The organism is Haliscomenobacter sp. (genome assembly GCF_041740695.1).
Lineage (GTDB): Bacteria > Bacteroidota > Bacteroidia > Chitinophagales > Saprospiraceae > Haliscomenobacter.
Map to the genome: position 1 here is coordinate 1 of NZ_JBGSLK010000008.1, position 23,020 is coordinate 23,020.

Sequence of the window (23,020 nt, forward strand, 5' to 3'; positions counted from 1 at the left end):
TCCACGCAAGGGTTTTCACCCGGATTGGAAGAGTGCGATCTACAATTTTGGCCGGAATGAGGTGCGCAACTTCCTGGTGTCCAATGCCCTGTTTTGGCTCGATCGCTTCCATGTGGATGGCCTGCGGGTAGACGCCGTAGCATCAATGCTTTACCTGGATTATTCCCGCGAAGAAGGGGAGTGGATACCTAACCCCCAAGGTGGCAAGGAAAACCTGGAAGCCATTTCCTTCCTGCGCGAATTCAATACAATGACTTACCGGGAGTTCCCCGATGCCATCACCATTGCGGAAGAATCAACCGCTTGGACGGGCGTATCCCAACCTACTTATGCAGGTGGATTGGGTTTTGGCCAAAAATGGATGATGGGCTGGATGCACGATACGCTGGATTATTTCAAAAAGGATCCCATTCACCGCAAGTACCACCATGGGGAAATTACCTTCAGCTTGATCTACGCCTTTACCGAAAATTTCATGTTGCCCCTCTCGCACGATGAGGTGGTACACGGCAAAGGCCCGCTGATCGACCGTATGCCCGGCGATGAATGGCAACGTTTTGCCAACCTGCGCCTGATGTATGGCTACATGTATACACACCCTGGCACGAAACTGCTCTTCATGGGCGGCGAGTTTGGTCAAACCAGCGAATGGAGCATCGAGCGCGGCCTGGAATGGTGGTTGCTCGAATTTGGCCCGCACAAAGGGATTCAAGCCTGGGTACGCGACCTGAACAAGTTTTATTCCGACTACCCAGCGATGTATGAAAAACAGTTTCACGCGGAAGGTTTTGAATGGGTAGAGCATGGTGACTGGGAAAACAGTGTATTGGCTTACCTGCGTAAAGGCGAAAAAGCGGAGGAAAACCTGTTGGTCGTGTGCAATTTCACCCCTACAACCCGCCAGGGCTTCCGCGTTGGTGTACCTGCCGCAGGCAAGTGGAAAGAAGTGCTCAGCAGTGATGCCAAAATTTACAATGGCACCGGGGATCACCCCAATGGTACCATCAAAGCTGACAAGCAGGAATGGAACGGCCAGGAACACTCGATTGAGTTGACCTTGCCGCCACTGGCTACGGTGATTTTTCAAAAGGTGTGATTCGATAGGTAGAAAATAGAATGGCGTGAGTGGAACGAAAGGGCTGCTCACGCCGTTTGTATTTGTGGGAATTCTTGATGTTTTATAAGCTATGCAACATTCCGACCTCCTCCTCGGCCTCGCCATCGGTGACGCTTACGCCGCTGGCCTCGAATTCCAGGATCGCCAATGGATTCGCCAGCACGTCGATTTTTCCCGCTTCTTCAACATGCGGGAGCACATCCAGGTCGCACCCGAAAAATTGGCGGCTTTTACCGCTCATTACCAGCCCTGGGATTACACCGACGATACCGAGATGACCATTGGTTCCATCAAAGCTCTGTGCGGCGGCCCAGTCATCACAGAACAACACCTGGTAGACTACTGGGAAACTGAATACCGCGAAGGCCTTCAGCGCAAGGGATATGGCCGTAACGGTCACGGCTCGATGGCCTGGTATTACGAAGGGCGACTGAGTTTGGAAGCGGTTCGCGATTTTCAGCGCCATCGTCCTAATCCCGGTAATGCTCCGGCCATGCGGGCAATCCCTTTTGGGTTGGTAGCAGAAGATTTGGTCAATCCGTACGCTGCCATCAATGCCTTGGCTACCCACCCAAATGCCCAGGCAGTACAGTCTTCCCAAATTGTAGCCCGGGCAGCGCGGTATTTTTTAGTGGAAAACGGGGCTGCGGAAGGACTGATTCCTTATTGTTTACAGAAAATCGAGCTGGATAAGGGGTATCAAAACTACCTGCAAGCAATGGATGAGCTCCCGGCCTATGAGGACTTGGGTGATGCTGAATTTTCAATTCTTTGTGGCCCTCAGCCCATTGAGGCACCCTATTTTTTACCGGGCATCAAGGGTTTGCCTTCGGATTCAAAATACACGGCGGGAGCGGTTTTGTACATCCTGAAACATGCTAACGATGCATTTGACGCCTTAAAAAAATCGGTTTATTTGGGTGGGGACGTAGATTCCTTGGCCGCGCTGACGACGGGGATTCTGGCGGGACGTTTTGGGTTGGAGTCCTTGCCTGCGTATATGATTGAGGCCGTTGAAGGGAAAGATTACCTACAAAAAATTGCAGAAATGTGGGATATGTCGTAGAGACGTTGCATGCAACGTCTCTACCGGATGACCGATTCATCCTTATTTCTTAAAAATAAAACGGGTCATAAAAATCCCCTGTGAATTGTTGTCGCCAAAATTACCGGGTACAACTTCTACTAACTCATAGCCGTCAGCGGTGTTTTTTGCCAACAAATCGGCAACGCTGCGGTTGTTGGTTTGCAAATTGGTAAAGTTTATGCCCGTCAAACTGAAGATGTTTAGGATTTCAGCTTCGGAGCTTGCGCCATTGCTATCCATGGTGAGTACTTTGGAGCGCCCCAGTTTGCCAGGTACCACAGATTCCACCACGGTTACTACGCGGAATTCGGTAGCGGCAGGTTTTTCAGCTTTGGGGCTCAAAGCCATGAACAATGGGATGATGGCGATCAATGCAAAACCTAGAATCAAAGATGTTTTTTTCATGGTAGTACGTTTTTTAAGTGAAAAGTTGAAAAGTTGAAAAGTTGAAAAGTATAATAGTTCTTCAGACTTCATGCTAAAATTATGGCTCCGGGTGGTAAATGCCCAGCTTTGCCCATGCCCAGTAGAAAGCCGCCGCCGCCAGCGCCGCACAATTTGAGGGCAAAATGCCCGCTGTTTAGCCCTTCTGCCCACAAAGTATGGAAGGATTCCGGAATCATGGGGGCAAAATGGACTTGTTGCAGAGCGCTGATGTTTGCCCATTCTTCAAACAAATTGGGCCAGTCGCCAGCACGGAATGCTGCGATGGCTTGCGCCGTTAATGGGATCAAGTCCTGTTGGATGCTTTGGAGGTAGGCCGCTTCGGTGCAGCGCTTCAGAAACAAGTTCACCCATTGGGCCGTACTGCGTTGAATGCCTGTGTTCAGTAAAAAAAACTGGAAGCCACTCGTTTCAGTTGGCCAGTCGGGCACCGCAATGGTTTCGATTCTGCCGTTGGCATGTAGCAAGACAGGTTGGTTCAAATAAACGATCAAAGGATCGGTACCAGAACTGGAGCCATGGAAAAAACTTTCCATTTGGCTCAAAACTCTTTTGAGCTCGGGGTACCTAGCCTCTTCCATACGCCCGATCGGCTGGAGGGCATAGCGGGTATACAGCGCCGCACACAAAGCCCCTGAACTGCCTGCTCCATAGCCATTGGGAATGTTGCTATCAAAATACAAACCAGCTTGTAGGTCTTGCTTAAAACGCGCCGTGTCCAGTTCCGTGTCCAGTGCCCCTTTGGACTGCTGTTCGGCCAAGTATTGACACCATTCGGCTAGATCGCGTTGCAAAGCGGGAGCATTTTCTGGCGTAGTGTAAGCCCATTTGCCGCTGAAAAGGGGTAGGGGCAAGGCCAGGGCTGCTGAACCGCGCAGTATAGTATGTTCGCCGAAGAGGAGGAGTTTGCTGGAGAAGGTCATGGATTCAAAAATAGGGATTTGAGGATTATGGTGCTAGGGGATTAACTTTTTGAAAACAAAAAAGCCCCACCGTGGATCACCACGATGAGGCCTTTTTTTATCTCCATCAGGATTTTATTCCTGATCTTCTTTAGTAGTATTGATCTGTTGTTGCTGCTGGTCGAATTGCTCCTTCAATGCAGCCAATCCTTCCAGATCGCCAAGCGTAGAACGCTCGATGCTGTCCTGTTGTTTTTTCACGGCAGTACGAGTGTTCTTGCGATCGTCGTCCTTCACTTTTTTCACTTGCTCATCAGCCTCACGACGGATGTCTTCGAGGTAACGCAGGTGAGAAACGAGGATACGTTTGTCATCGCGGTTGAATTCAATCACCTTCACTGTCAGTACTTCGTCTACTTCAGCGAGGTTGTTGTCTTCTTTGCGGATGTGCTTGATCGGTGCAAAAGCTTCCAGACCGTAAGGCAATTGAACGATGGCACCGCGGTCGTCACGACGCAACACGGTAGCTTCGTGGTAAGAACCTACAGGGAATACATTTTCGAAAGTATCCCATGGGTTTTCTTCCAATTGTTTGTGGCCCAGCGACAATTTGCGGTTGTCTTTGTCGATATCGAGGATGGCAACGTCAATTTTTTCACCAACCTTCGTAAACTCGGATGGGTGACCATAACGTTTGGTCCAGCTCAGGTCGGAGATGTGTACCATACCGCCAATGCCTTCTTGCAGCTCGATGAACACGCCATAAGGAGTGAGGTTTTTGACCTCGCCAGTGTGGCGGCTGTTGAGTGGGAATTGGTTTTCGATTTCGCTCCAAGGGTCAGTCGCCATTTGCTTGAGGGAGAGTGACATCTTGCGCTCATCGCGGTCAACGGTAACTACTTTTGCGGAATATTCCTGACCCAATTTGAAGAATTCGCGTGCGTTGATCGGTTGATTGCTCCAGCTTACTTCTGAAACGTGGATCAAACCTTCTACGCCCGGTTGAATTTCAAGGAATGCGCCGTAATCTTCGATGTTGACGATCTTACCTTTAACGATAGAGTTCTCGGAGATGGTGTTGTCGAGTACTTCCCATGGGTGTGGTTGCAATTGCTTCAAGCCCAAAGAAATACGCTTCTTGTTCTCGTCGAAGTCCAGCACTACTACGCTGATCTTTTGGTTCAGGCCGAGTACTTCGCTTGGGTGGCTGATGCGGCCCCAAGAGATATCGGTGATGTAGAGCAGACCGTCTACGCCGCCCAAGTCGAGGAACGCACCGAAGTCGGTGATGTTCTTGACGATACCTTCCAATACCTGACCTTTTTCGAGGCTGGCAATGATGGCTTCGCGTTGCTCGGCGAGGTCGCTTTCGATGAGTGCCTTGTGAGATACCACGGCGTTTTTGATGGTTTCGTTGATCTTAACCACCTTGAACTCCATGTTTTTGCCAACGTATGAATCGTAATCGATGATTGGCTTGATGTCGATTTGTGAACCAGGTAAGAAGGTCTCTAAACCACTGCAGTCTACGATGAGACCACCTTTGGTTTTGCTGATGACCGTACCTTTGATCACGGTACCGTTTTCGTAAGAATCCACGATGCTTTCCCAAGCGCGCAGCAGTTTTGCTTTGCGGCGAGAAAGTACCAATTGGCCGCGCAAGTCTTCCTGCTGCTCCACGTAAACTTCAACCAAATCTCCAATTTTGAGATCGATGGAGTCACGGAATTCAGAAAGTGGCACAAGACCATCCGACTTGTAGTTGATGTCCAGTACTACGTCGCCACCATGTAGGGAGGTAACCCGTCCTTTTACAATTTCACTTTCTACCACAGCATTCATGGTAGATTCGTACTGGGTCAGGTATTCTTTGGTTGTTTCCGCAGAATAAACGGCGCCACCTTTGTTGGTGATGCTCCAGTCAAATTCATCGTGTGCAGTGTTGGGATCGAAACCAGTCATGAAGAGCAATTCTTCATCCAGTTCATCTTCATCGTCCTCTTCACCAGTAGTAGCTTCTGGCTCAAGTTTGATGCTCTTGATGATGACCACTGGTTCAGGAGTAGGTTCGATTGCTACTTCTTCCAGGGCTACCTCTGCCGCCGCTTCTACTTCAGCTACCTCTTCGGTCACTGCTACAGTTTCTTCAACTACCTCAGCAGTTACTTCAGCGGGTTCTTCAACCACTTCAGCAGCTACTTCTTCAGCCACTGCTACGGGTTCTTCAACCACTTCAGCAGCTACTTCTTCAGCGACTGCTACGGTTTCTTCAATCACTTCAGCGGCTACTTCAGCAGTTTCTTCAACCACTTCTTCAGCTACAGGAGCTACTTCTTCAACTTGATCCACGATTTCGGGTGTGCTTTCTACAGCAGTTTCCTCCACCTGATCCTGAGCACCTAGCTCTTCTTGCTCGATGCCATCTTTTTCGTCAATCATAAAATGCATTTCTTCCCACGAAAGGTGGGATTTGGTGATGAGTTTAAATTTGAGCCGCAAAGGTAGCGCTTTCGATTGAAAATCAAAATAATTTAGTTGAAAAGTTGAAGCGTTGAAAAGTTGAAGAGTAGCTGAAAAGCAGAGGAGTAGTAATGACCTTGTTCAGCTTTGTCTTAACATTTCAACCTTTCAACATTTCAACCTTTCAACTATTTTACTCATCTTTGCAGGCGCAAGTTTTCATTCACTCAAAACTGCCTAAACAATGTCTGAAATAGAAAACGTTGGACGAAAGGGATACTGTGTACTGTATTTCTTTATCTTTTTTGTTCTTTTTGTTGCATTGCTCGTTTATCTGTACAACCGCAACTTCGCTTTGCTGCCACCGCAATAAAAGTGAAAAGTGAAAAGTGAAAAGTGAAAAGTTAGATCGTGGTTGATTCAATCACTTTTCACTTTTCACTTTTCGCTTTCCACTACTCCGCGTAAATGTCTTCAATCTCGGCTTTGTACTTCTCTAAAATTACCCTGCGCTTGAGTTTCATGGTTGGCGTCAGTTCGGCCTCGGTGCCATCGGACTTAACGGGCTCCCATACTTTGTTCAGCAAGCGGAATTTTTTGATTTGATCAATGTGGCTAAAGCTGGGATTGATCTGATCCACAATGCTTTGGAATTTTTCGAGCACTTTAGGGTGATGAAGCATTTCTGGAAAAGTGGTCCATTCCACCTGATGTCCATCGCACCAGTCCTTTAAAGCGGGTTCGGCAGGAACAATGAGTGCGGAAACAAATTTTCGCTGCTCTCCGATGACCATCATTTGTTCGATGAGGAAATTTTCGCGGAACTTGCTCTCGATGGGGGTGGGGGCTACGTATTTTCCGCCGGAGGTTTTGAGCAATTCTTTTTTGCGGTCGGTGATTTGCAGGTATTTTTTCCCACCTGGGCCATCTACCATTTTGCCTACGTCTCCGGTACAAAACCAGGTTTTCCCATTGATGGTTTTCATGACGGCTTCAGTGGCCTCGGGTTTGTTGTAATAACCCAACATGACATTGGGGCCATAAGAGAGAATTTCCCCTTCACCTGGGCGGAAAATGCCATCCGATTCGTCGATCAGAACTTCAACACGGTCAATCACGGGCCCGACAGAACCCAATAAAGCACCTTCGGGCTCAAACAGATTCAGGGTGATTACCGGGGAGGTCTCGGTCAGCCCATAACCCTCCCGAATGGGGATACCCGCAGCAGAAAAAACCTGAGCAATCCGACGTGGGCAGGCCGCGGCACCCGTAGTGATGCCCTTGAGATTGCCACCCAGTGCAGCCCGCCATTTGCTAAAAATGAGCTTATCGGCTATTTTCCATTGGATGGCTTTCCAGCCCTTAGGTTTAAACTCGTAATGGTAGTCTTCCGTTAATTTGAGTGCCCAGAAGAACAATTTTTTCTTCAAGCCGGTCAAATCCAGCCCTTTGTTGTAGATGCGTTCATAGACTTTTTCCAACAGGCGGGGCACTGTGGTGAAAAAATGGGGTTTTACCGCCATCAGGTCGCCCTGTTCACCGCCAAGATTGTCGGTGCCCGTAAAAGCTACCGAAACACCAAAGAGGGTGTAGAGGTAAATGACTACCCTTTCGTAGATGTGGCAAATGGGCAAAAAACTTATAACTGTATCGCCAGCTACAAAAGGAAAAGCCCCTTTCCCGGCCATGATGTTGCTGATGATGTTGTCGTGCGAAAGCATAACACCCTTGGGGACACCAGTGGTGCCAGAGGTGTAAATAATGGTTGCCAGTTCTTCAGGCTTGATTTGTGCCCGTAGTGCATCTACTTCGGCTTCCCCATCTTCGGCAAATATTGTTTCCCAGAAAGGCTGGCCTTCTTTTTTATCAAAAGAGTAGATTTCTTTTAAAGAAGGAACCTGAGCTTGTGCCGCTTTGACTTTTTCGTACAAATCACCACCGCCAACGAAGCAGTATTTTGCTTCAGAATCATTAAAAATATAGGTGTAATCCTCGGCAGTAATGGTGGCATAAACCGGGACATTAATCGCCCCGATTTGTTGGATACCCACGTCGAGAATGGTCCATTCCGGGCGATTTTGGGTAACGGCTACGCCGATGCGATCTCCTTTTTTAACCCCTAATTTGAGCAAGCCCCGGCTAACTTTGTTGCCCAAGTCAATGACTTCCTTAGTACTGTAGTATTTCCATTCCCCATCGACACGGTGCCCAAAAGCACGCTCCAATGGGAAATTAGCCGCCTGATAGTGAATCAAGTCGCACAACCTCGTTGGTTCCATAAAAAGTTGGTTTATCTGGATGTTTGGCAGAATTATCCTTTATCTCAAGTCCAAAAATAAAAGATTGTTTGGAAAAACCGGGTTTTTTCTGCTTCAATAGTGCCAACTTTTGTCTATAGGCTTTGTCCTAAGGATTTATGATGCGATTAAATTGGCGCTCATCTTCAATTTCCTTGAAAAAATCAGTTATGTATTGGAGTGCATCATCCTTGTGGTATTTGTCCAGGAAGTCGAGTTTTTTGATAAAATCCAGTACTGCGGTTTTGCTTTGTAAAAAATGTTTGCGCAACATGGCCCCTTCTGGCGCAGCAACCGTTCCTCCTTTAAAATACCGTTCACGCACATCTTTGATGGGCAAAGACTCGTGAGGTACGGCATAGGGCGCATTGACCAGGCCGGAATAATCGAAGTCGTAAGGAACTGGGATGGCTTTTTTAGTGGAGGTATGTTCAAAAAAGCGAACATTGTGGATGTTGCCAAATGCCCAATCCGTATTGCCAATCATGTATTCATAAAAGACAAAATTCAGGAAGTGCTGCCGGGCAAACTGTTTGGTATCCTTGGGCCGTTCTTCCATCAAGGTGCTGGCCATTCGCTCAGCTACTTGATCCTCATCTTCCACGATGAAGCCGATTTTTTCGCTTGGTTTGTCAGGATTGTTGGTATCCACCAACGTGATTGTAACCATTTTTGCCCGGAAACTAGCCGGAGTAATCAGGTTGTACAAGCGATAAGCCAGGTATTCTTTGTAGATGAACTGCTCAAAAGCGCCAGAGGGCTTGCACTCCCAAACAATCTTCATTTCATTGTGGGGTAGGTAACCTTCGCCGGTCAGGATTGATTTTTTGATTTTTAACTTAATGGGTGGATGTAGGCAGATGTCTTTGCGGGTTTTTCCACGGGGCCGTATTTCCACATTGTACACTTTTTCCTCACCAGCCTGATTTTTGTATTTCAATACAGCTGCCTGGTATTTTTCATCGGCTTTCCCTTTCATCAGGGCTTTCAGATCCGTTTCCAAGCGGATTTCCAAAGCGCCTACACTGTCTTCTTGTATCAACTGGTCAAACCAACTGATGCCTTTGCTCGCTACAGCAGGTTTGGATGTTTCCTGAGCCTGGGCAGTTCTTGCTAAAAGTAGCAGGGTAAGTACAAAAAACGACTGGGTTAAAAGATGTAGATTTCTCATGGTGTTAACTATAAAGTTCGTTAATACTTTTGGCGTGTGTGGCCAGAATTTTTTTGCGGCGAAGTTTGAGTGTGGCGGTCATTTCTCCAGTATGTTCTGTCCAGGCTTCGTGCAGCAATAAAAATTGTTGTACTTGTTGATAAGGTGGTAAACCCTGGTTCAGACGTTCTAGTTCCTGTTTGAAAAAACGCTGCACTTTGGGGTTCAAGACCATAAATTGTGGGGCGGTCCAATGCACTTTTTGGGCTCGACACCATTCTTCCAGTTTATCAAAACGTGGAACAATCAGTGCAAAAGGCCCCGGTTTGCTAGCCCCAGCCACCAGGCATTGCTGGATGTATTCGGATTGGTACAAGTGCTTTTCCACGGCTTCTGGTGCGATGAACTTTCCGGCACCGGTTTTGAACATATCATCTTGTCGGCCCTTGAGCTTCAAAAAACGTTTGTGCACCCACTGCCCTACATCGCCGGTACGCAACCAACCGTCTTCGGTCATCACCGCCTGGGTTGATTCGGATTGCTGGTAATACCCCATCATGACATTGAGGCCTTTGACCTGTACCTCGCCAACACCCTCTTCATCAGGGTTTACAATGCGCAATTCTACTCCCGGAATGGGCAAGCCCACTGTACCAAAGCGGGAGCCACCGGGCTCAAATCGGTTAAAAGCAATAACGGGAGAAGTTTCAGTAAGCCCATATCCTTCCCGTATTTTTAAGCCCGCCGCTGAAAACAAACGACCTAATTCAGGATTTAAGGCAGCTGCGCCGACTCCAATACCTTCGATACGTCCGCCAAACATTTTGCGCCAACGGTTAAAAACCAGGATCCGCGCCAAAGTTAGACGCAACCAATAGGCCAAGGGTTGCCGTTTTCCATCGTAATAATTTTTGCCCAACTGGATGGCCCATTGCAGGATTTTTCTGCGCCACAAAGGCCCCTTGCGGGCATGAGCCATGATTTGTTCCACCAAACGTTCGATGATCAAAGGTACTGCGGTGATAAAATGGGGCCGTACCTCGCGCAGGTTGCTCAACAGTTGTTCCTGCCCTTCGGCATAGGTTACACTGGCACCTACCGCGATGTAGATGTAGACGACCATGCGTTCAAAAATATGGCTGAGCGGTAGAAAGCTCAAGGTTTGGTGGTCGCAATTTACGGGAAGTAGCGCAATTGTAGATTTAATGTTACTGATGATGTTTTGGTGCGAAAGCATCACTCCTTTGGGTTTGCCCGTGGTGCCAGAAGTGTAAATGATGGTGGCCAAGGCGCTTGCTACAATGCTCTCCCGCAGCGTGCCAATTGCTGCCAATTCTTCAACAGTGGGGTCCTCCAATAACTCCAATACCGATGGATTGATCTCAGGTAGCGGATAAAAGGGGATGGCCCACTCCAATACAGTATCGGTCTGGAGTGAACGAATGCTGGTGTATAAGTCTTCAGTATCGGTAAAACAAACCCGAACCTGGGCGTCTTGCAAAATGAAACGCAATTCATCAAGCCCGGATGTGGCGTGCAGCGGCACCACAATCACTCCGATCTGTTGCATACCCAGGTCTAAAAAATTCCAAAACGGACTGCCGTGGCGGGCGATAATTGCCGCCCGATCACCTGGCTTCAAGCCCAGGCGCAGTAAAAATGCGCTGGCTTGGTTTATCTTGTGCAGGCAATCAGTAGTGGAAAAACTGAGCCTCTGCCCTTGCCGTTTGTAGGCTAAAGCTGCCTCGTTGGGAAAACGAGCTTCCTGATAGCTAAACAAATCAAAAAGGCGATGGTAATCCATATTTCACATAAACTGTTGACAAAGTAAGGATAAATTTATGGATTATTTCAAGTTGCGCTAAAAATGAAGCATTTAGAAGAATTACAAACTTTATTGCTTTTAGGCACTGACCGAACGCCTTTGAGTAAAGACTTGCTAGAGTACTTGCAAGAGGCAGATGTTGCGCTGACCGAGCATCCAGAGAAATCAGCGGCAGCAGCACTGGTTTACTTTCGGCAATGGCGGCGAGCAGGATTTTCTTTGGAACAATGGAAAGGCGAAATGCCTGTAATGGAAGCTTCTGCATCAGGGGAGTTAGAATGTGGAGCAGCATCAGCGCGTTGTTTGCAAGAAATTTTAGAGGGCAAATACAGCGACGCACTGGGCGAGTGGGTACACTTGTTGTTGCAGGCACAACAGGTATTGCCCCGGGAAGCGCTACCTACCCTCTTTCAACGAAGTTTAAGCGATCCTGAACTATGGGATACGATTGAGCCTGCCATTGGCGGGCGGGGGCAGTGGCTATTGCAACAAAATCCGCTATGGCGACCCTTGAGTGACGTACGCGCAGATGCAGCATGGGGTACCAGCACTGGTTCAGCCCGTCTGGCACTTTTGCGGAGCATGCGCAAGCAGGATGCAGCTTTGGGCCTGAATCAGTTACGAAACAGCTGGGACAGCGAAGACCCTGCCCAAAAGGCGGCTTTATTGGCTGAACTCAGCCATGGATTGAATAGCGGCGATGAAGTTTTTTTGGAAAACTGCCTGCAAGAACGCCGCAAAGAAACCAGGCAAATGGCCGCTGAGCTCCTGGCTTGTATCCCCAATTCAGGGTTGACTCAACGTTACCTGGGCTATTTACAGGATTGTATCGAACTGAAAGACGCCAAAATCGCCCTGAATTTACCCGCAGAAGCGCCGGAGGCCTGGCGCAAGGATGGGGTTGAAACCAGCGGCAAGGCACCCTACTCTTTTACCCAGCGCAGTGCCTGGTTGTTTCAGTTGCTGCGGCGTTTGCCACCGAAATTTTGGCAAACTAAATGGGGCTTGGAACCCCTTCAAGCCATTGCGCTGTTTGCCCAACAAGATCGGGAAGAAAGTTGGGTACAGGCCCTCACCGACGCCAGTTTGTTGCACCATGACCTGGTATGGCAAGAGGCCTTAGCAGAGTGGTGGTTGAATCAACCACATGCTAGCAGTTGGCAAACTTCTACTGGGCGTCAACTTTTGCAGGGGCTTCCGGCAGCTTCCCTAGAAAAATTACTGCCTCCTTTTTTACAAAAACAACCCTACTTGCTTGAAGAAGACCAGGTAGTGACCTATTTGCTGTGTGCCAATGCACAGCCCTGGAATGAGGACTTGAGTTTGGCTTTAATCCAACCTTTTAAACGTTATTTAGCTGGAGCAGACAATCCTGTTTGGAACATTTGGCATTACGCCCGCTTGCTCAAAGCATTGGCGTACCATTGTCCACCGGAGCTTTTTATACCCTTGAACGGGGGCTGGAATGTGGATTCGCCGCTTTGGCAACGCTGGCAGGCGGAGGTAGAGCGTATGTTGGCCGTGCTGCAATTCCGAGGGAAAATGCATAAATCATTTCAGCAGAATACCTGAGTATATTTAAACATCAGCACATTAACCCATTAGCAGATGGGATTGGTTAATTCTACGTTAAAGTAAAGCGCCTCCGTTACAAATGCATTAATTTTGCAAGAGGTTCATTTTAACTTTTGTTAAGTGACTAGGGGCGATAAAAAAATAAGTATTCATTTTGTCAAAGGATTAGATAAGCAAACGGTTCATTTTAAGTGCTTTATCTAATCCTTTGACTTAAGAAAAATGAATACTTATTTTTGCCCCACTACTAAGGCAAAACATTGAACAGTGCTGCCTATCTTGTAGTTTTAACTTGTGCAGGCTTTACGACCTGTAGTCAATAATATGCTGGAACAGGATGAGTAAAAAGGCAATTTGGATAATTATTGGTTTGATGAGCGCAGCCGTGTTGGGGGTCATTTTGGTGCAAATCGATTTGATACAAACCTCCATGTCGGTGAATGAGGAGCGTTTTGACAAAAACGTGCAGGAGGCCTTAGTCAAAGTAAGTGACCGATTAGAGGCCTATGAGTACGCCGAATACCTCAACTCGCTGAATGGATTTGCAATGGCCTATCAGGAGCGGCAAACTGCAAAAAGCAATAGCAACAAGTATAGGGTTAATGTACCCAATGAAGAACAATTCACGAGCACAATCGAACAAGTGTATGCTCACATCATGATTGAATATCCCGGGATCAAAGTTTTATTTGATGAAAATAAGATCATGCGTTCCTTAGAAGAGCGCATCAAAGCTTCCAATCTGGATTTGGCCATTCACCAAGAATTTGAAAAAAGAGGGATCAATCCCCGAAATAGCAAATTTACTTTTCACTACGGCATTTGGTCCAATGAAAAAAATGGGATGATCATCGAAGATGGCCACTATGTGTATGATGATTTTGGAACCAAAGGCCCAGCTCCGGCTTACAATACTTCAAGTTTATACAACCCAGATTATTCGGTTGCTGTATTCCAGCATTCCAAAATGCCGCCTGGTGAACTCAGGGTATATTTTCCCAATCGAACCAATATCATTTTAAGCTCATTGTGGAAAAGTGCCGCAGGAACTGCGCTGTTCGCAATGATTATATTGTCCTGTTTCGCCTATACGTTGATGGTCATTTTCCAGCAAAAAAAGCTGTCGGAAATGAAAACCGATTTCATCAACAATATGACCCACGAATTCAAGACGCCCATTGCAACCATCTCTCTGGCTTCCGATTCGATTGTTTCTCCCATGATTTTGGGCAACCCGGATAAAGTACAACGCTTTGCCAACATAATAAAACAGGAAAATAAGCGTATGAATAGTCAGGTGGAGAAAGTCCTCCAAATGGCTTTGATCGACAAACGTGATTTTTCCCTCAAATTTACGGAAATTAACCTGCATGAAGTGATTCAGGCAGCCGTGGAAAACATCACCCTGCGGGTCGAAAAGCGGGAAGGAATGGTTAAACCATCCCTACTTGCTAAAAGGTCCATTATTGAAGGCGACCTCACGCATGTGGCCAATGTGATCAACAACCTCTTGGACAATGCTGAAAAGTATTCTCCTGATAAACCCGAAATCAGCATCAGCACCCGTGATGTATCCAATGGGGTAGAGGTGACGGTGCAAGACAATGGCATTGGCATCAGCAAGGAGGCGCGCAAACAAATTTTTGATAAATTTTGCCGCGTACCTACTGGTAACTTGCACGATGTGAAGGGTTTTGGCTTGGGACTCAGTTATGTCAAAGCCATGATGACCGCCCACAAAGGTTCGGTGGAGGTAAAAAGTGAACCAGGGAAGGGCAGTAGTTTTATTCTGACTTTTCCCTATCAAGTAGAAGCATAAATGGTTCTTCGCTGCGGCTTTGCTCCGCAAAGAACCTCCAAAAATATACGCTTATGGCAAACAATAGAATTTTACTTGTTGAAGACGATCAGAACTTTGGAGATGTGTTGCGCTCCTATCTGGAAATGCACGATTACGATGTAACCCTGGCCAAGGATGGGGTAGAAGGATTAGAAAGTTATAAAAAAGGTCATTTTGACTTGTGCATCTTCGATGTGATGATGCCCAAAAAAGATGGCTTTACGCTGGCCAGAGAAATTCGGGAAAAAGACCGCGAAATGCCGATTGTATTCCTCACTGCCAAGACCATGAAAGATGATGTTTTGGAGGGCTTTCGGATTGGTGCGGACGATTATATTTCTAAACCGTTCAATTCTGAAGAGCTGCTTTTTCGCATCCACGCCATCCTGAAACGGAGCCAGCAAGGCAAGGCAGATGCCAAAGACGAGGTGAAAGAATTTTCTATCGGTAAATATCACTTTAATTTTCCATTAAGAATTCTTACATTTGCGGAAAGTGGTGAAGAAGAGAAACATAAGCTTTCCCCAAAGGAAGCTTCTCTTTTAAAGATGTTCGCTTTAAATGTGAACGATATTCTTCCTAGATCGGAAGCATTATCCGAAATTTGGGGCGAAGACAACTATTTCACCGCGCGCTCGATGGATGTATTTGTGACCAAATTGCGCAAATACCTGCGGAGAGATGACAACATCGAAATCGTTAACATTCACGGCAATGGATTTCAATTGCTCGTGAAGTCGGATCAAGAAGCATAAAATAGTTTTTGGGATTATGATTACGGCTGGGAAGTCATTTGGGCTTACCCAGCTTTTTTATTTAAATAGGTGCTACTGTTTTACCAGCACCATGGCGTCAAAACCCTTGCTTTTTAAGGTCTTGACCAAGGCTTTGGCATCGCTGGATTGTTCAAAACGCTCCACCAGAATGGATGCGTAAGCCCCCCGATTGAATTTTTCAACCCTGGCATTGGGATAACCTGCCTTTTGAATTTTCCGCAGTTGTTTTTGAGCGTGACTCACTTGTTCGAAGGAGCCTCCGATGACCATGTAACGGCCCACGGATAAGCTTGCGGTTTCGCTGGAGTTGTTATTGACTGCCGGTGCTACAGGTTTGGGTTCTGTTACCACAGGTTTCTCATTTTTACTTGGAACTGGTGTTTTTTCTTCTGGAACAACTTCGGGTTCAACAACGGCTCCTGGGCCAGGTTTGGCCTTGTCAGACGTATCTTCAGCAGGAAACCCAGTTGTATTATCGCTTTGGAATTGAGTATTATCGGTATCCACCACTTCTGTAGTTGTGGTGTTTGCAGCAGAATGGGGGAGATTAACGTAGCGGTAAACCAGATAAATCAGGGCCGCAATACAAAGGGCCACAATGGCGATGGTTAAGTAATCAAGTCTGGACATGGAGGTGTTTGTTTTTTGGTTTTCACATGAAATATAAGGATAAAATCCAATTTAGAGCTTGTCAAGGCATCGGCACACTAAACCGCAGCCCGTCATACCCCAATTCAACGCCAAAAGGTAAGGTTTTATTGACATCGGCGTGTTTGCCCATGCGGTGACTCATGTGGGTCAAAAAGCTGCGCTGAGGTTTCAGGGTTTGGATCAACTCCAGGGCACCCTCTAAATTGAGGTGGGAATAGTGTTCGGTGTGGTGCAGGGCATTCACCACCAAGGTATGCAGGTTTTGTAGTTTATGCACTTCGGGTTCCTCCACCTGTAATACGTCCGTGAGGTAAGCAAAATCACCTATCCGAAATCCCAGGATAGGCAATTTTCCGTGCATCACTTCAATGGGGGTGAATGAAATTTCCTTGATGGTAAAGACTGTTTTTTTATCAATTTCAATCAAACTGACCATTGGGGCACCAGGGTAACGCTTGTCCCCCTCTGCAAAAACATATGCAAAGCGGGTTCGCAATTCTTTTTGGACTTTTTTGGCCGCAAAAACGGGCATTTCCCCTCCTTGTTTGAAATTGTAGGGGCGTACATCATCTAGCCCAACGATGTGATCATTGTGCTCGTGGGTCATCACAATGGCGTCGAGGTGCTGAACATTGGCAGCCAGCATTTGTTGCCTAAAATCGGGACCACAATCAATCGCTACCGAGGTGTTACCCAGGCTCAAATGCGCCGCAGTGCGCAGCCTTTTGTCGCGTGCATCCGTGGATTGACATACTTCACAATCACAGCCTAAAACGGGGACCCCCTGCGAAGTGCCCGTACCAGTAAGGGTTACAATTAGTTCGATGGTTCGTCTTCGTTTTCTTCGTTGATAGAATTATTGCGAATGGCTTTGAGCAATTTGCTCGATTTTTCGCTCAGTTTGTCCTCCGTGTATTCAATGACGCCAAGTACTTCCAATAACACGTTGATGCGTGATTCAGTGTCAAAGAATTTGTTCACTACGGCAACTTTTCGATTTTCTACAATACAATAACCCGATTGGAAGGACCCTTTTTCATAACGTACTGTATAGTCCAACTCCGTGAAGAGGGTCTCGAGTTTTTTGAGAAAATGCGTCGTGTATTTGACCATGCTGTGCAAAAAATGGTTTATTATCTGGCGAATTTAGGCAGGAGTGAGAAAATAGTCCGTCATTTGATTGGCTTATTTTGGATAAAAACACGATTCCGTTCCTCAAATCCACAATTGATCCATTATGAAGGTAAAACTCATTTGTTTTTTGTGTTTTCTCACGCTGGGCACTGCTTTAAAACTAGGTGCTCAAAATCGGTTCAAGGCCAGCGGAATTGTAGGTTTGAATTTGTCTCAAATCGATGGCGATTTGTTGACGGGCTTTGATCTGCCAGGCTTACACGCGGGCATGCACGTGAGCGCGATCCTGAGTGAACGTTGGGAACTGGGGGTAGAGCTGTTGTACAACCAGCAGGGTAGCCAGCGCAATTTGTACTCCAATTCCCAATCGATTTATGACAAAATCCGACTCAATATGGTGGAAGCACCCGTACAGATTTTATTCAACGAATGGAAATTTCAATTGGGTGCCGGACTTTCTTATGCCCGCATCATCAATGCCGAAGTGACTGACTTGAGTGGTGCCATCATCACCGAGCAGGAGAATTTCCGCGATGATTTGATCAATGTGGTCTTGGGGGGAACGTTTAATTTTACCGAACGTTGGGGACTCAATGTCCGGTGGTCGCGGTCTCTCAACAACTTGCGGCAGAACAAGGCCGACGGCTTGTTTGTGACGCGCAACCTGGGCATCCGGGCCTTATATTATTTTTAGGAACGAGTAAACCATTAAAGCATGACCCTTGCCATCATCGATTTGGGCACCAACATCTTTCACTTGCGCATTGTCCGCGTGTTACCTGATGCTTCGTATGAAGGCATTTTTCGTCAAAGCCGGTTTATTAGACTGGCTTCAGAGGGCATTGGTGCCATTGGCGCCGAACCTTTCCAACGGGGTATCGATTGTTTGACGGATTATGCTCAAATCTTGTCTCAATATCAAGTAGACAGAACCAAAGCCATTGGCACTGCCGCGCTGCGCACAGCGAACAATGGCGCTACTTTTATTCAGACGGTTAAAGAAAAAACGGGCCTGGACATTACCTTGATTGACGGTGATCAGGAGGCCCATTACATCCACAAAGGAGTTGAGCAAGCCGTGCAATTTGGTGCCGACAAAAAGCTCATCATGGACATCGGCGGTGGCAGTGTGGAGTTCATCATTGCCGATTTGGACACGGTGTATTGGGCACAAAGTTTTCCCGTAGGGATGGCCATTTTGTACGGCCAATTTCACCACCGTGATCCGATTAGTGCAACGGAAATCGACGCTTTAAACACTTTTCTTCAACAACAATTGTCGCCGCTTAGTCAAGCATTAACGCAACATAACATCAGTGATTTGGTAGGCACCAAAGGAACATTTGATGTACTTGTCGCTCAATTTAGCAAAGAAAAATTGGGGCCGCATTGTGCAGTTTTGCCCATAGCTGAACTAAGGGCCCTGCCTGTTTTTTTTGAACAGGTTATTCAAGCTACTCAAGCTGAACGGCTGGCTATGCCCGAAATTCCCAATGATCGAATAGACATGATTGTAGTCGGGATGTTGCTGATTCGTTTTGTGCTGAAAATGACGGGAGTGCCTCGACTCCTGGTCTCGGATTACGATGTCAAGGAAGGGGTGTTGGCTGAAATGGCCAACGCATAAATGGTAGGGGCAAGCCTTGCGCTTGCCCAACGATTGAATATATTTTTAATTTCCTACTAAAAGCCGCTTTTGCAGCGCCATATCCTCTTTTTTTACAAAAGTAATGGGCACAAACTCATCGGTAGGTGAGCCTATGTAGTACAAGGTCCAATCCTTGTCGTACTTGGAAAGCATGTACCGGATGCATTCCGCCCGGTCGATTACCGGGATGTTACAATCTTCCCAATAGAACAACTCAACCCGGTAATGAATCGCTTGTTTTTGACCGTTAATGGTTACCTCGATCTCGATGTCTTGTTTACCACGGCCGCCTGGAATGGGTATAGCGATATATGCCATAGTGTACTATTTTACAGGTGAAGAAATATATGGATGTTGTTTGGTGCTTAATCCCACGTTCTTTGTATCTGATCAAACTACATACCAATTTTTTAAGCCCTTGATTTTTAAGCTATTTGAAGTAGATTTTAAATTCAAGTGTCCAAATGTGGACAATCTCTGTGCGTAGATGAACAATGTGAATCAAATATATTAGCGAAAATTTGCTAAAAATTTCAACACCATTAGCGTAAATTCGCTAATCTGTTTTCGCGCACAAAACAAAAATATGCCAGCATTGCCCTATCCACATTTGTTGCAACCCCTTGACCTTGGATTTACCACGCTGAAAAACCGCGTCCTGATGGGCTCGATGCACACCGGGCTAGAGGAAGAAAAAAATGGTTACCAACGTATGGCCGCCTATTATGCTGAACGGGCTCAGGGGCAAGTAGGGCTCATCGTAACCGGCGGGATTGCCCCCAATCGCGCGGGCTGGGTGGCACCCTTTGCTGCCAAACTATCGACCCATACGGAAGCTGGGCAACACAAAATCATCACCGAAGCTGTGCACAGTGAAGGAGGAAAAATTGCGATGCAAATCCTCCATTCCGGGCGTTATGGCTATCATCCCTTGGCGGTGGCACCTTCGGCCATCAAATCACCCATTTCTCCCTTCAAACCCTGGGCACTAACTTCAATTGGGGTCAAACGCAGCATCAGTGCTTATGCCCGTTGTGCGGCTTTGGCCCGTGAGGCTGGTTACGATGGGGTGGAAATTATGGGGTCAGAAGGTTATCTGATCAATCAATTCATCGTCAGCAAAACCAATCGCCGTACCGACGAATGGGGCGGCGAGTATAAAAACCGCATCCGCTTTCCGATTGAAATAGTGCGCCGGGTTCGGGAAGCAGTTGGCCCCGATTTCATCATCATTTACCGGCTCTCCATGTTGGACCTCGTTCCAGATGGCAGTACCTGGGAAGAGGTGGAGTTGTTGGCCCATGAAATTGAAAAAGCGGGGGCCACCATTATCAATACAGGTATCGGTTGGCATGAGGCCAGGGTACCCACGATTGCGACGATGGTGCCCCGGGCAGGTTTCTCCTGGGTTACCCAACGGCTGATGGGCAAAGTGGGCATTCCCTTGATTGCGACCAACCGCATCAATAGCCCTGAAGTAGCCGAAGGTGTATTGGCGGCAGGCCACGCCGATATGGTATCCATGGCACGCCCCTTTTTGGCTGATCCCGAATTTGTGCGCAAGGCCATCGAAAACCGCTCACAGGAAATCAACACTTGCATTGCTTGCAATCAAGCTTGTTTGGATCACACCTTCAAACGCAAAGTGGCCAGTTGTTTGGTTAATCCCCGAGCCTGTCACGAAACTGAACTGAATTATTTGCCCAGCAGCCAAAAGAAAAAAATTGCGGTGGTAGGAGCAGGGCCCGCCGGACTGGCTTTTTCAAGTGTTGCCGCTCAACGTGGACACGAGGTGCATCTTTTTGATGGAGAAAACGAAATCGGCGGCCAATTCAACATGGCCAAACGTATCCCCGGTAAAGAGGAGTTCCACGAAACCCTGCGTTATTTTGCCGGTCAAGTGTTTAAATATGGTGTACAGCTCCACTTGGGGCAACGAGTAAGTGCAGCAGATTTGTTGGCTGGAGCTTTTGACGAGGTTATTTTAGCTACGGGGGTTGCTCCAAGGGCTTTGGATTTACCAGGTTTTGATCATCCTAAAGTACTGAATTACATTGATGTATTGAAGTATCAGCAAAAAATTGGTCAAAAAGTTGCCATTATTGGTGCAGGTGGCATAGGTTTTGATGTAGCAGAGTATCTATCGCAGGAAGCTGAGTCCACAAGTTTGGACGTTGCGGCCTTTATGGATGAATGGGGCGTAGATATGAGTTATCAGGCTAGAGGAGGATTAAAAGACGCTCAACCTGAAAAACCTGAGCGCATCATTTATCTCTTGCAGCGCAGCAAAGGCAAATTGGGCGGTCGTTTGGGTAAAACCACGGGTTGGATTCACCGGAGCAGCTTAAAAAATCGCCGGGTACAGATGATTGGTGCGGTGCAATACCTGCGGGTAGACGATCGGGGCTTACACATCAGTATTGACGAGATTCCGCAGGTATTAGATGTGGATCAGGTGATTGTTTGTGCTGGTCAGGAACCCTTGCGCGAATTGTACGAACCCCTGTTCAATCAAGGCGTATCCGTGCATTTGGTGGGCGGAGCGGATGAAGCCCGGGAACTGGACGCCAAACGTGCAATCGATCAAGCATCACGTCTGGCAGCGCGCATATAAGTTAAGGATTTGCAAAACTCATTTTGATTGCCTACTTTTACCCCAGTTTTATTTTGAGTTGTTGTTGATCCTCTCCCTTCAGGTTATTGAAACTGGTTTTGCCCTAAAGTTTTTGCACGAGTTATTTTGATTTTGCCCTTTGTGGCTTTGTGTTTTAATTATAATTCCCATGAAAGTAAAAACCATTATTTCCGACAATCAACCAGTTTTGATTGAAGGACTAAAGCAAGTGCTGTGTTCGGACGAACGCTTCGAATTTCAGGTGAGTGCTTGCACCCTTGATGTCAATTGGTCAGATGCCATCCATCATCACCAACCCGACTTAATCATCATGGAGCTTAAAACTCCAGATGCTGATAGCTTCCAAGTCATTCGACACCTCCGCAAATTGAATCCGGGTGCCCGTATTTGTATCTTTACCCGATTTGAGCAAAGTTCGCTTGCTCCTCAAGTGAGCAAAGCTGGCGCACACGGGCTCTTATTGAAAACTGCAACACTCGAGGAGCTTAAGGAGGGAATTTCGCAAATCTTGACGGATAAAGTCTATTTTCCATTTACTTTCGAAAAAGCTCGGGCCCATTCGGATGATAGCTCCAATACCGGAGAGCCATTGCTCACCAAAAGGGAGGTACAAATCCTGCAACTGATCTCTAAAGCAATGAGTAACAAGCAAATTGCTAGCCAATTATTCATCAGTTACCAAACGGTTAGTGTTCACCGCAAAAACATCATGCGCAAACTTGGCGTGAGCAATACTGCAGGACTGGTGCGTGCTGCTTATGACCATTGCTTGGTGTGAATGATGCATTTGATTGGAAATCAATCAGATGTATTTTGGTTTTCCAATTTGATAAAATTACCTGTTTTGGGGTATTTGTAGAAATGAATTGAGCTGTAATTTTGCAATGTTTAAAAGCTAATGCTAAATGCTTAGCACAAAATTTGTCCCATGAACAAAAGATGTACCAAAAGCTATTATTGTATGGCTCTAAAAAGCCATTTTTTCCAGTCTACTCCACAGGTTTTTGCATTTCACCACACAGCATTGAATTTTTGCTACCGATCTCATAGCTGAGAATCGGCTTTCCTATATTCTGCCTTTTCGTAATATCAAACTCTTTTAAGAAATATTTTATTAATTTAGTTTTGATATTTGAATCGGCTGCTTAATTTCGCATGAAATTGTGTGCTCACGACGACCGAGAATTTGAACAATTTTATGCTCACGACCTAAGGCTAATTCTAATTCACATTATTTTTTAACCCAACTTTGTTTTTCAAATTGTAATCTTATGGGAAAAATGACCTTTACTAGCTGGATGACCAAAACTGCAAGCGCGTGCTTGATGGTTTTGGCTACACTGGTTTTTGGTTCCAACCTGACTGCACAGTCAACCAATTGCGGTTGTTACAATGTGACAGTTACCTTGGATGCCAATTGCCAATTTACGCTTACCCGTAACCTCGTATCTGACGGATCTTGCGCCGGAGCATACGTAC

Annotated in this window: 20 protein-coding genes; 10 read left to right on the forward strand and 10 right to left on the reverse strand. The window is 46.7% G+C overall.

Annotated elements, in window-relative coordinates; genetic code table 11:
- A partial coding sequence (glgB, locus tag ACEW9O_RS01490; protein ID WP_373548344.1) for a 1,4-alpha-glucan branching enzyme occupies window positions 1-1,096 on the forward strand: 1,096 nt, incomplete at its 5' end.
- A gap of 91 nt (window positions 1,097-1,187) precedes the next feature.
- Window positions 1,188-2,183: an ADP-ribosylglycohydrolase family protein gene (locus tag ACEW9O_RS01495; RefSeq protein WP_373548345.1), complete on the forward strand. Its 996-nt coding sequence runs from the start codon at window positions 1,188-1,190 to the stop codon at window positions 2,181-2,183.
- Between the two features lie 42 nt (window positions 2,184-2,225).
- Here ACEW9O_RS01495 and ACEW9O_RS01500 read toward each other — a convergent pair whose 3' ends face one another.
- The 6 genes from ACEW9O_RS01500 to ACEW9O_RS01525 all read right to left on the reverse strand — a co-directional run bounded on the left by ACEW9O_RS01500 (window position 2,226) and on the right by ACEW9O_RS01525 (window position 11,261).
- On the reverse strand, window positions 2,226-2,609 hold the full coding sequence (locus tag ACEW9O_RS01500) for a hypothetical protein (RefSeq protein WP_373548346.1): 384 nt from the start codon (window positions 2,607-2,609) through the stop codon (window positions 2,226-2,228).
- Between the two features lie 68 nt (window positions 2,610-2,677).
- Entirely contained in the window at window positions 2,678-3,571 is an 894-nt protein-coding gene (locus ACEW9O_RS01505) for a mevalonate kinase (RefSeq protein WP_373548347.1), read from the reverse strand.
- A gap of 114 nt (window positions 3,572-3,685) precedes the next feature.
- Entirely contained in the window at window positions 3,686-5,989 is a 2,304-nt protein-coding gene (gene rpsA, locus ACEW9O_RS01510; protein WP_373548348.1) for a 30S ribosomal protein S1, read from the reverse strand.
- Between the two features lie 476 nt (window positions 5,990-6,465).
- Window positions 6,466-8,289, reverse strand: coding sequence for a long-chain fatty acid--CoA ligase (locus ACEW9O_RS01515; protein ID WP_373548349.1), 1,824 nt, complete (start codon window positions 8,287-8,289; stop codon window positions 6,466-6,468).
- A 127-nt stretch (window positions 8,290-8,416) separates the two neighbouring features.
- Window positions 8,417-9,478, reverse strand: a complete 1,062-nt coding sequence (locus tag ACEW9O_RS01520; RefSeq protein ID WP_373548350.1) for a hypothetical protein — start codon at window positions 9,476-9,478, stop codon at window positions 8,417-8,419.
- 4 nt (window positions 9,479-9,482) lie between these two features.
- The gene (locus tag ACEW9O_RS01525) at window positions 9,483-11,261 is read right to left on the reverse strand and encodes a long-chain fatty acid--CoA ligase (protein WP_373548351.1); all 1,779 of its coding nucleotides are present in this window, start codon (window positions 11,259-11,261) and stop codon (window positions 9,483-9,485) included.
- 63 nt (window positions 11,262-11,324) lie between these two features.
- Between ACEW9O_RS01525 and ACEW9O_RS01530 the strand changes: the two genes are divergently transcribed.
- The 3 genes from ACEW9O_RS01530 to ACEW9O_RS01540 all read left to right on the forward strand — a co-directional run bounded on the left by ACEW9O_RS01530 (window position 11,325) and on the right by ACEW9O_RS01540 (window position 15,452).
- Window positions 11,325-12,854: a DUF5691 domain-containing protein gene (locus ACEW9O_RS01530; RefSeq protein WP_373548352.1), complete on the forward strand. Its 1,530-nt coding sequence runs from the start codon at window positions 11,325-11,327 to the stop codon at window positions 12,852-12,854.
- Window positions 12,855-13,230: 376 nt separating this feature from the next.
- Window positions 13,231-14,676 carry a sensor histidine kinase gene (locus ACEW9O_RS01535; protein ID WP_373548353.1) on the forward strand — a complete coding sequence of 482 codons (1,446 nt, stop codon included), beginning with the start codon at window positions 13,231-13,233 and terminating at the stop codon, window positions 14,674-14,676.
- Window positions 14,677-14,729: 53 nt separating this feature from the next.
- Window positions 14,730-15,452, forward strand: coding sequence for a response regulator transcription factor (locus ACEW9O_RS01540; protein WP_373548354.1), 723 nt, complete (start codon window positions 14,730-14,732; stop codon window positions 15,450-15,452).
- A 72-nt stretch (window positions 15,453-15,524) separates the two neighbouring features.
- On the opposite strand, the gene ACEW9O_RS01545 is transcribed toward ACEW9O_RS01540, so the two are convergent.
- The 3 genes from ACEW9O_RS01545 to ACEW9O_RS01555 form a co-directional block, all read right to left on the reverse strand.
- Entirely contained in the window at window positions 15,525-16,103 is a 579-nt protein-coding gene (locus ACEW9O_RS01545) for an SPOR domain-containing protein (protein WP_373548355.1), read from the reverse strand.
- 61 nt (window positions 16,104-16,164) lie between these two features.
- Window positions 16,165-16,827, reverse strand: a complete 663-nt coding sequence (locus ACEW9O_RS01550) for an MBL fold metallo-hydrolase (protein ID WP_373548356.1) — start codon at window positions 16,825-16,827, stop codon at window positions 16,165-16,167.
- 113 nt (window positions 16,828-16,940) lie between these two features.
- Window positions 16,941-17,237, reverse strand: coding sequence for a hypothetical protein (locus ACEW9O_RS01555; protein ID WP_373548357.1), 297 nt, complete (start codon window positions 17,235-17,237; stop codon window positions 16,941-16,943).
- Window positions 17,238-17,361: 124 nt separating this feature from the next.
- Here ACEW9O_RS01555 and ACEW9O_RS01560 point away from each other — a divergent pair, with 124 nt between their 5' ends.
- Both ACEW9O_RS01560 and ACEW9O_RS01565 read left to right on the forward strand, forming a co-directional pair.
- The gene (locus tag ACEW9O_RS01560) at window positions 17,362-17,952 is read left to right on the forward strand and encodes an outer membrane beta-barrel protein (RefSeq protein ID WP_373548358.1); all 591 of its coding nucleotides are present in this window, start codon (window positions 17,362-17,364) and stop codon (window positions 17,950-17,952) included.
- A 21-nt stretch (window positions 17,953-17,973) separates the two neighbouring features.
- On the forward strand, window positions 17,974-18,885 hold the full coding sequence (locus ACEW9O_RS01565) for a phosphatase (RefSeq protein WP_373548359.1): 912 nt from the start codon (window positions 17,974-17,976) through the stop codon (window positions 18,883-18,885).
- Window positions 18,886-18,930: 45 nt separating this feature from the next.
- Here the strand turns inward: ACEW9O_RS01565 and ACEW9O_RS01570 are convergent, their stop codons facing one another.
- A complete protein-coding gene (locus ACEW9O_RS01570; protein WP_373548360.1) occupies window positions 18,931-19,224 on the reverse strand; it encodes a hypothetical protein in 294 nt (97 codons plus the stop codon).
- A gap of 268 nt (window positions 19,225-19,492) precedes the next feature.
- Between ACEW9O_RS01570 and ACEW9O_RS01575 the strand changes: the two genes are divergently transcribed.
- The 3 genes from ACEW9O_RS01575 to ACEW9O_RS01585 form a co-directional block, all read left to right on the forward strand.
- Complete coding sequence (locus ACEW9O_RS01575; RefSeq protein ID WP_373548361.1) at window positions 19,493-21,520, forward strand: FAD-dependent oxidoreductase; 2,028 nt, start codon at window positions 19,493-19,495, stop codon at window positions 21,518-21,520.
- A gap of 169 nt (window positions 21,521-21,689) precedes the next feature.
- The gene (locus ACEW9O_RS01580) at window positions 21,690-22,319 is read left to right on the forward strand and encodes a LuxR C-terminal-related transcriptional regulator (RefSeq protein WP_373548362.1); all 630 of its coding nucleotides are present in this window, start codon (window positions 21,690-21,692) and stop codon (window positions 22,317-22,319) included.
- Between the two features lie 493 nt (window positions 22,320-22,812).
- Window positions 22,813-23,020 (forward strand): hypothetical protein (locus tag ACEW9O_RS01585; protein WP_373548363.1); only part of this gene is annotated, 208 nt, incomplete at its 3' end.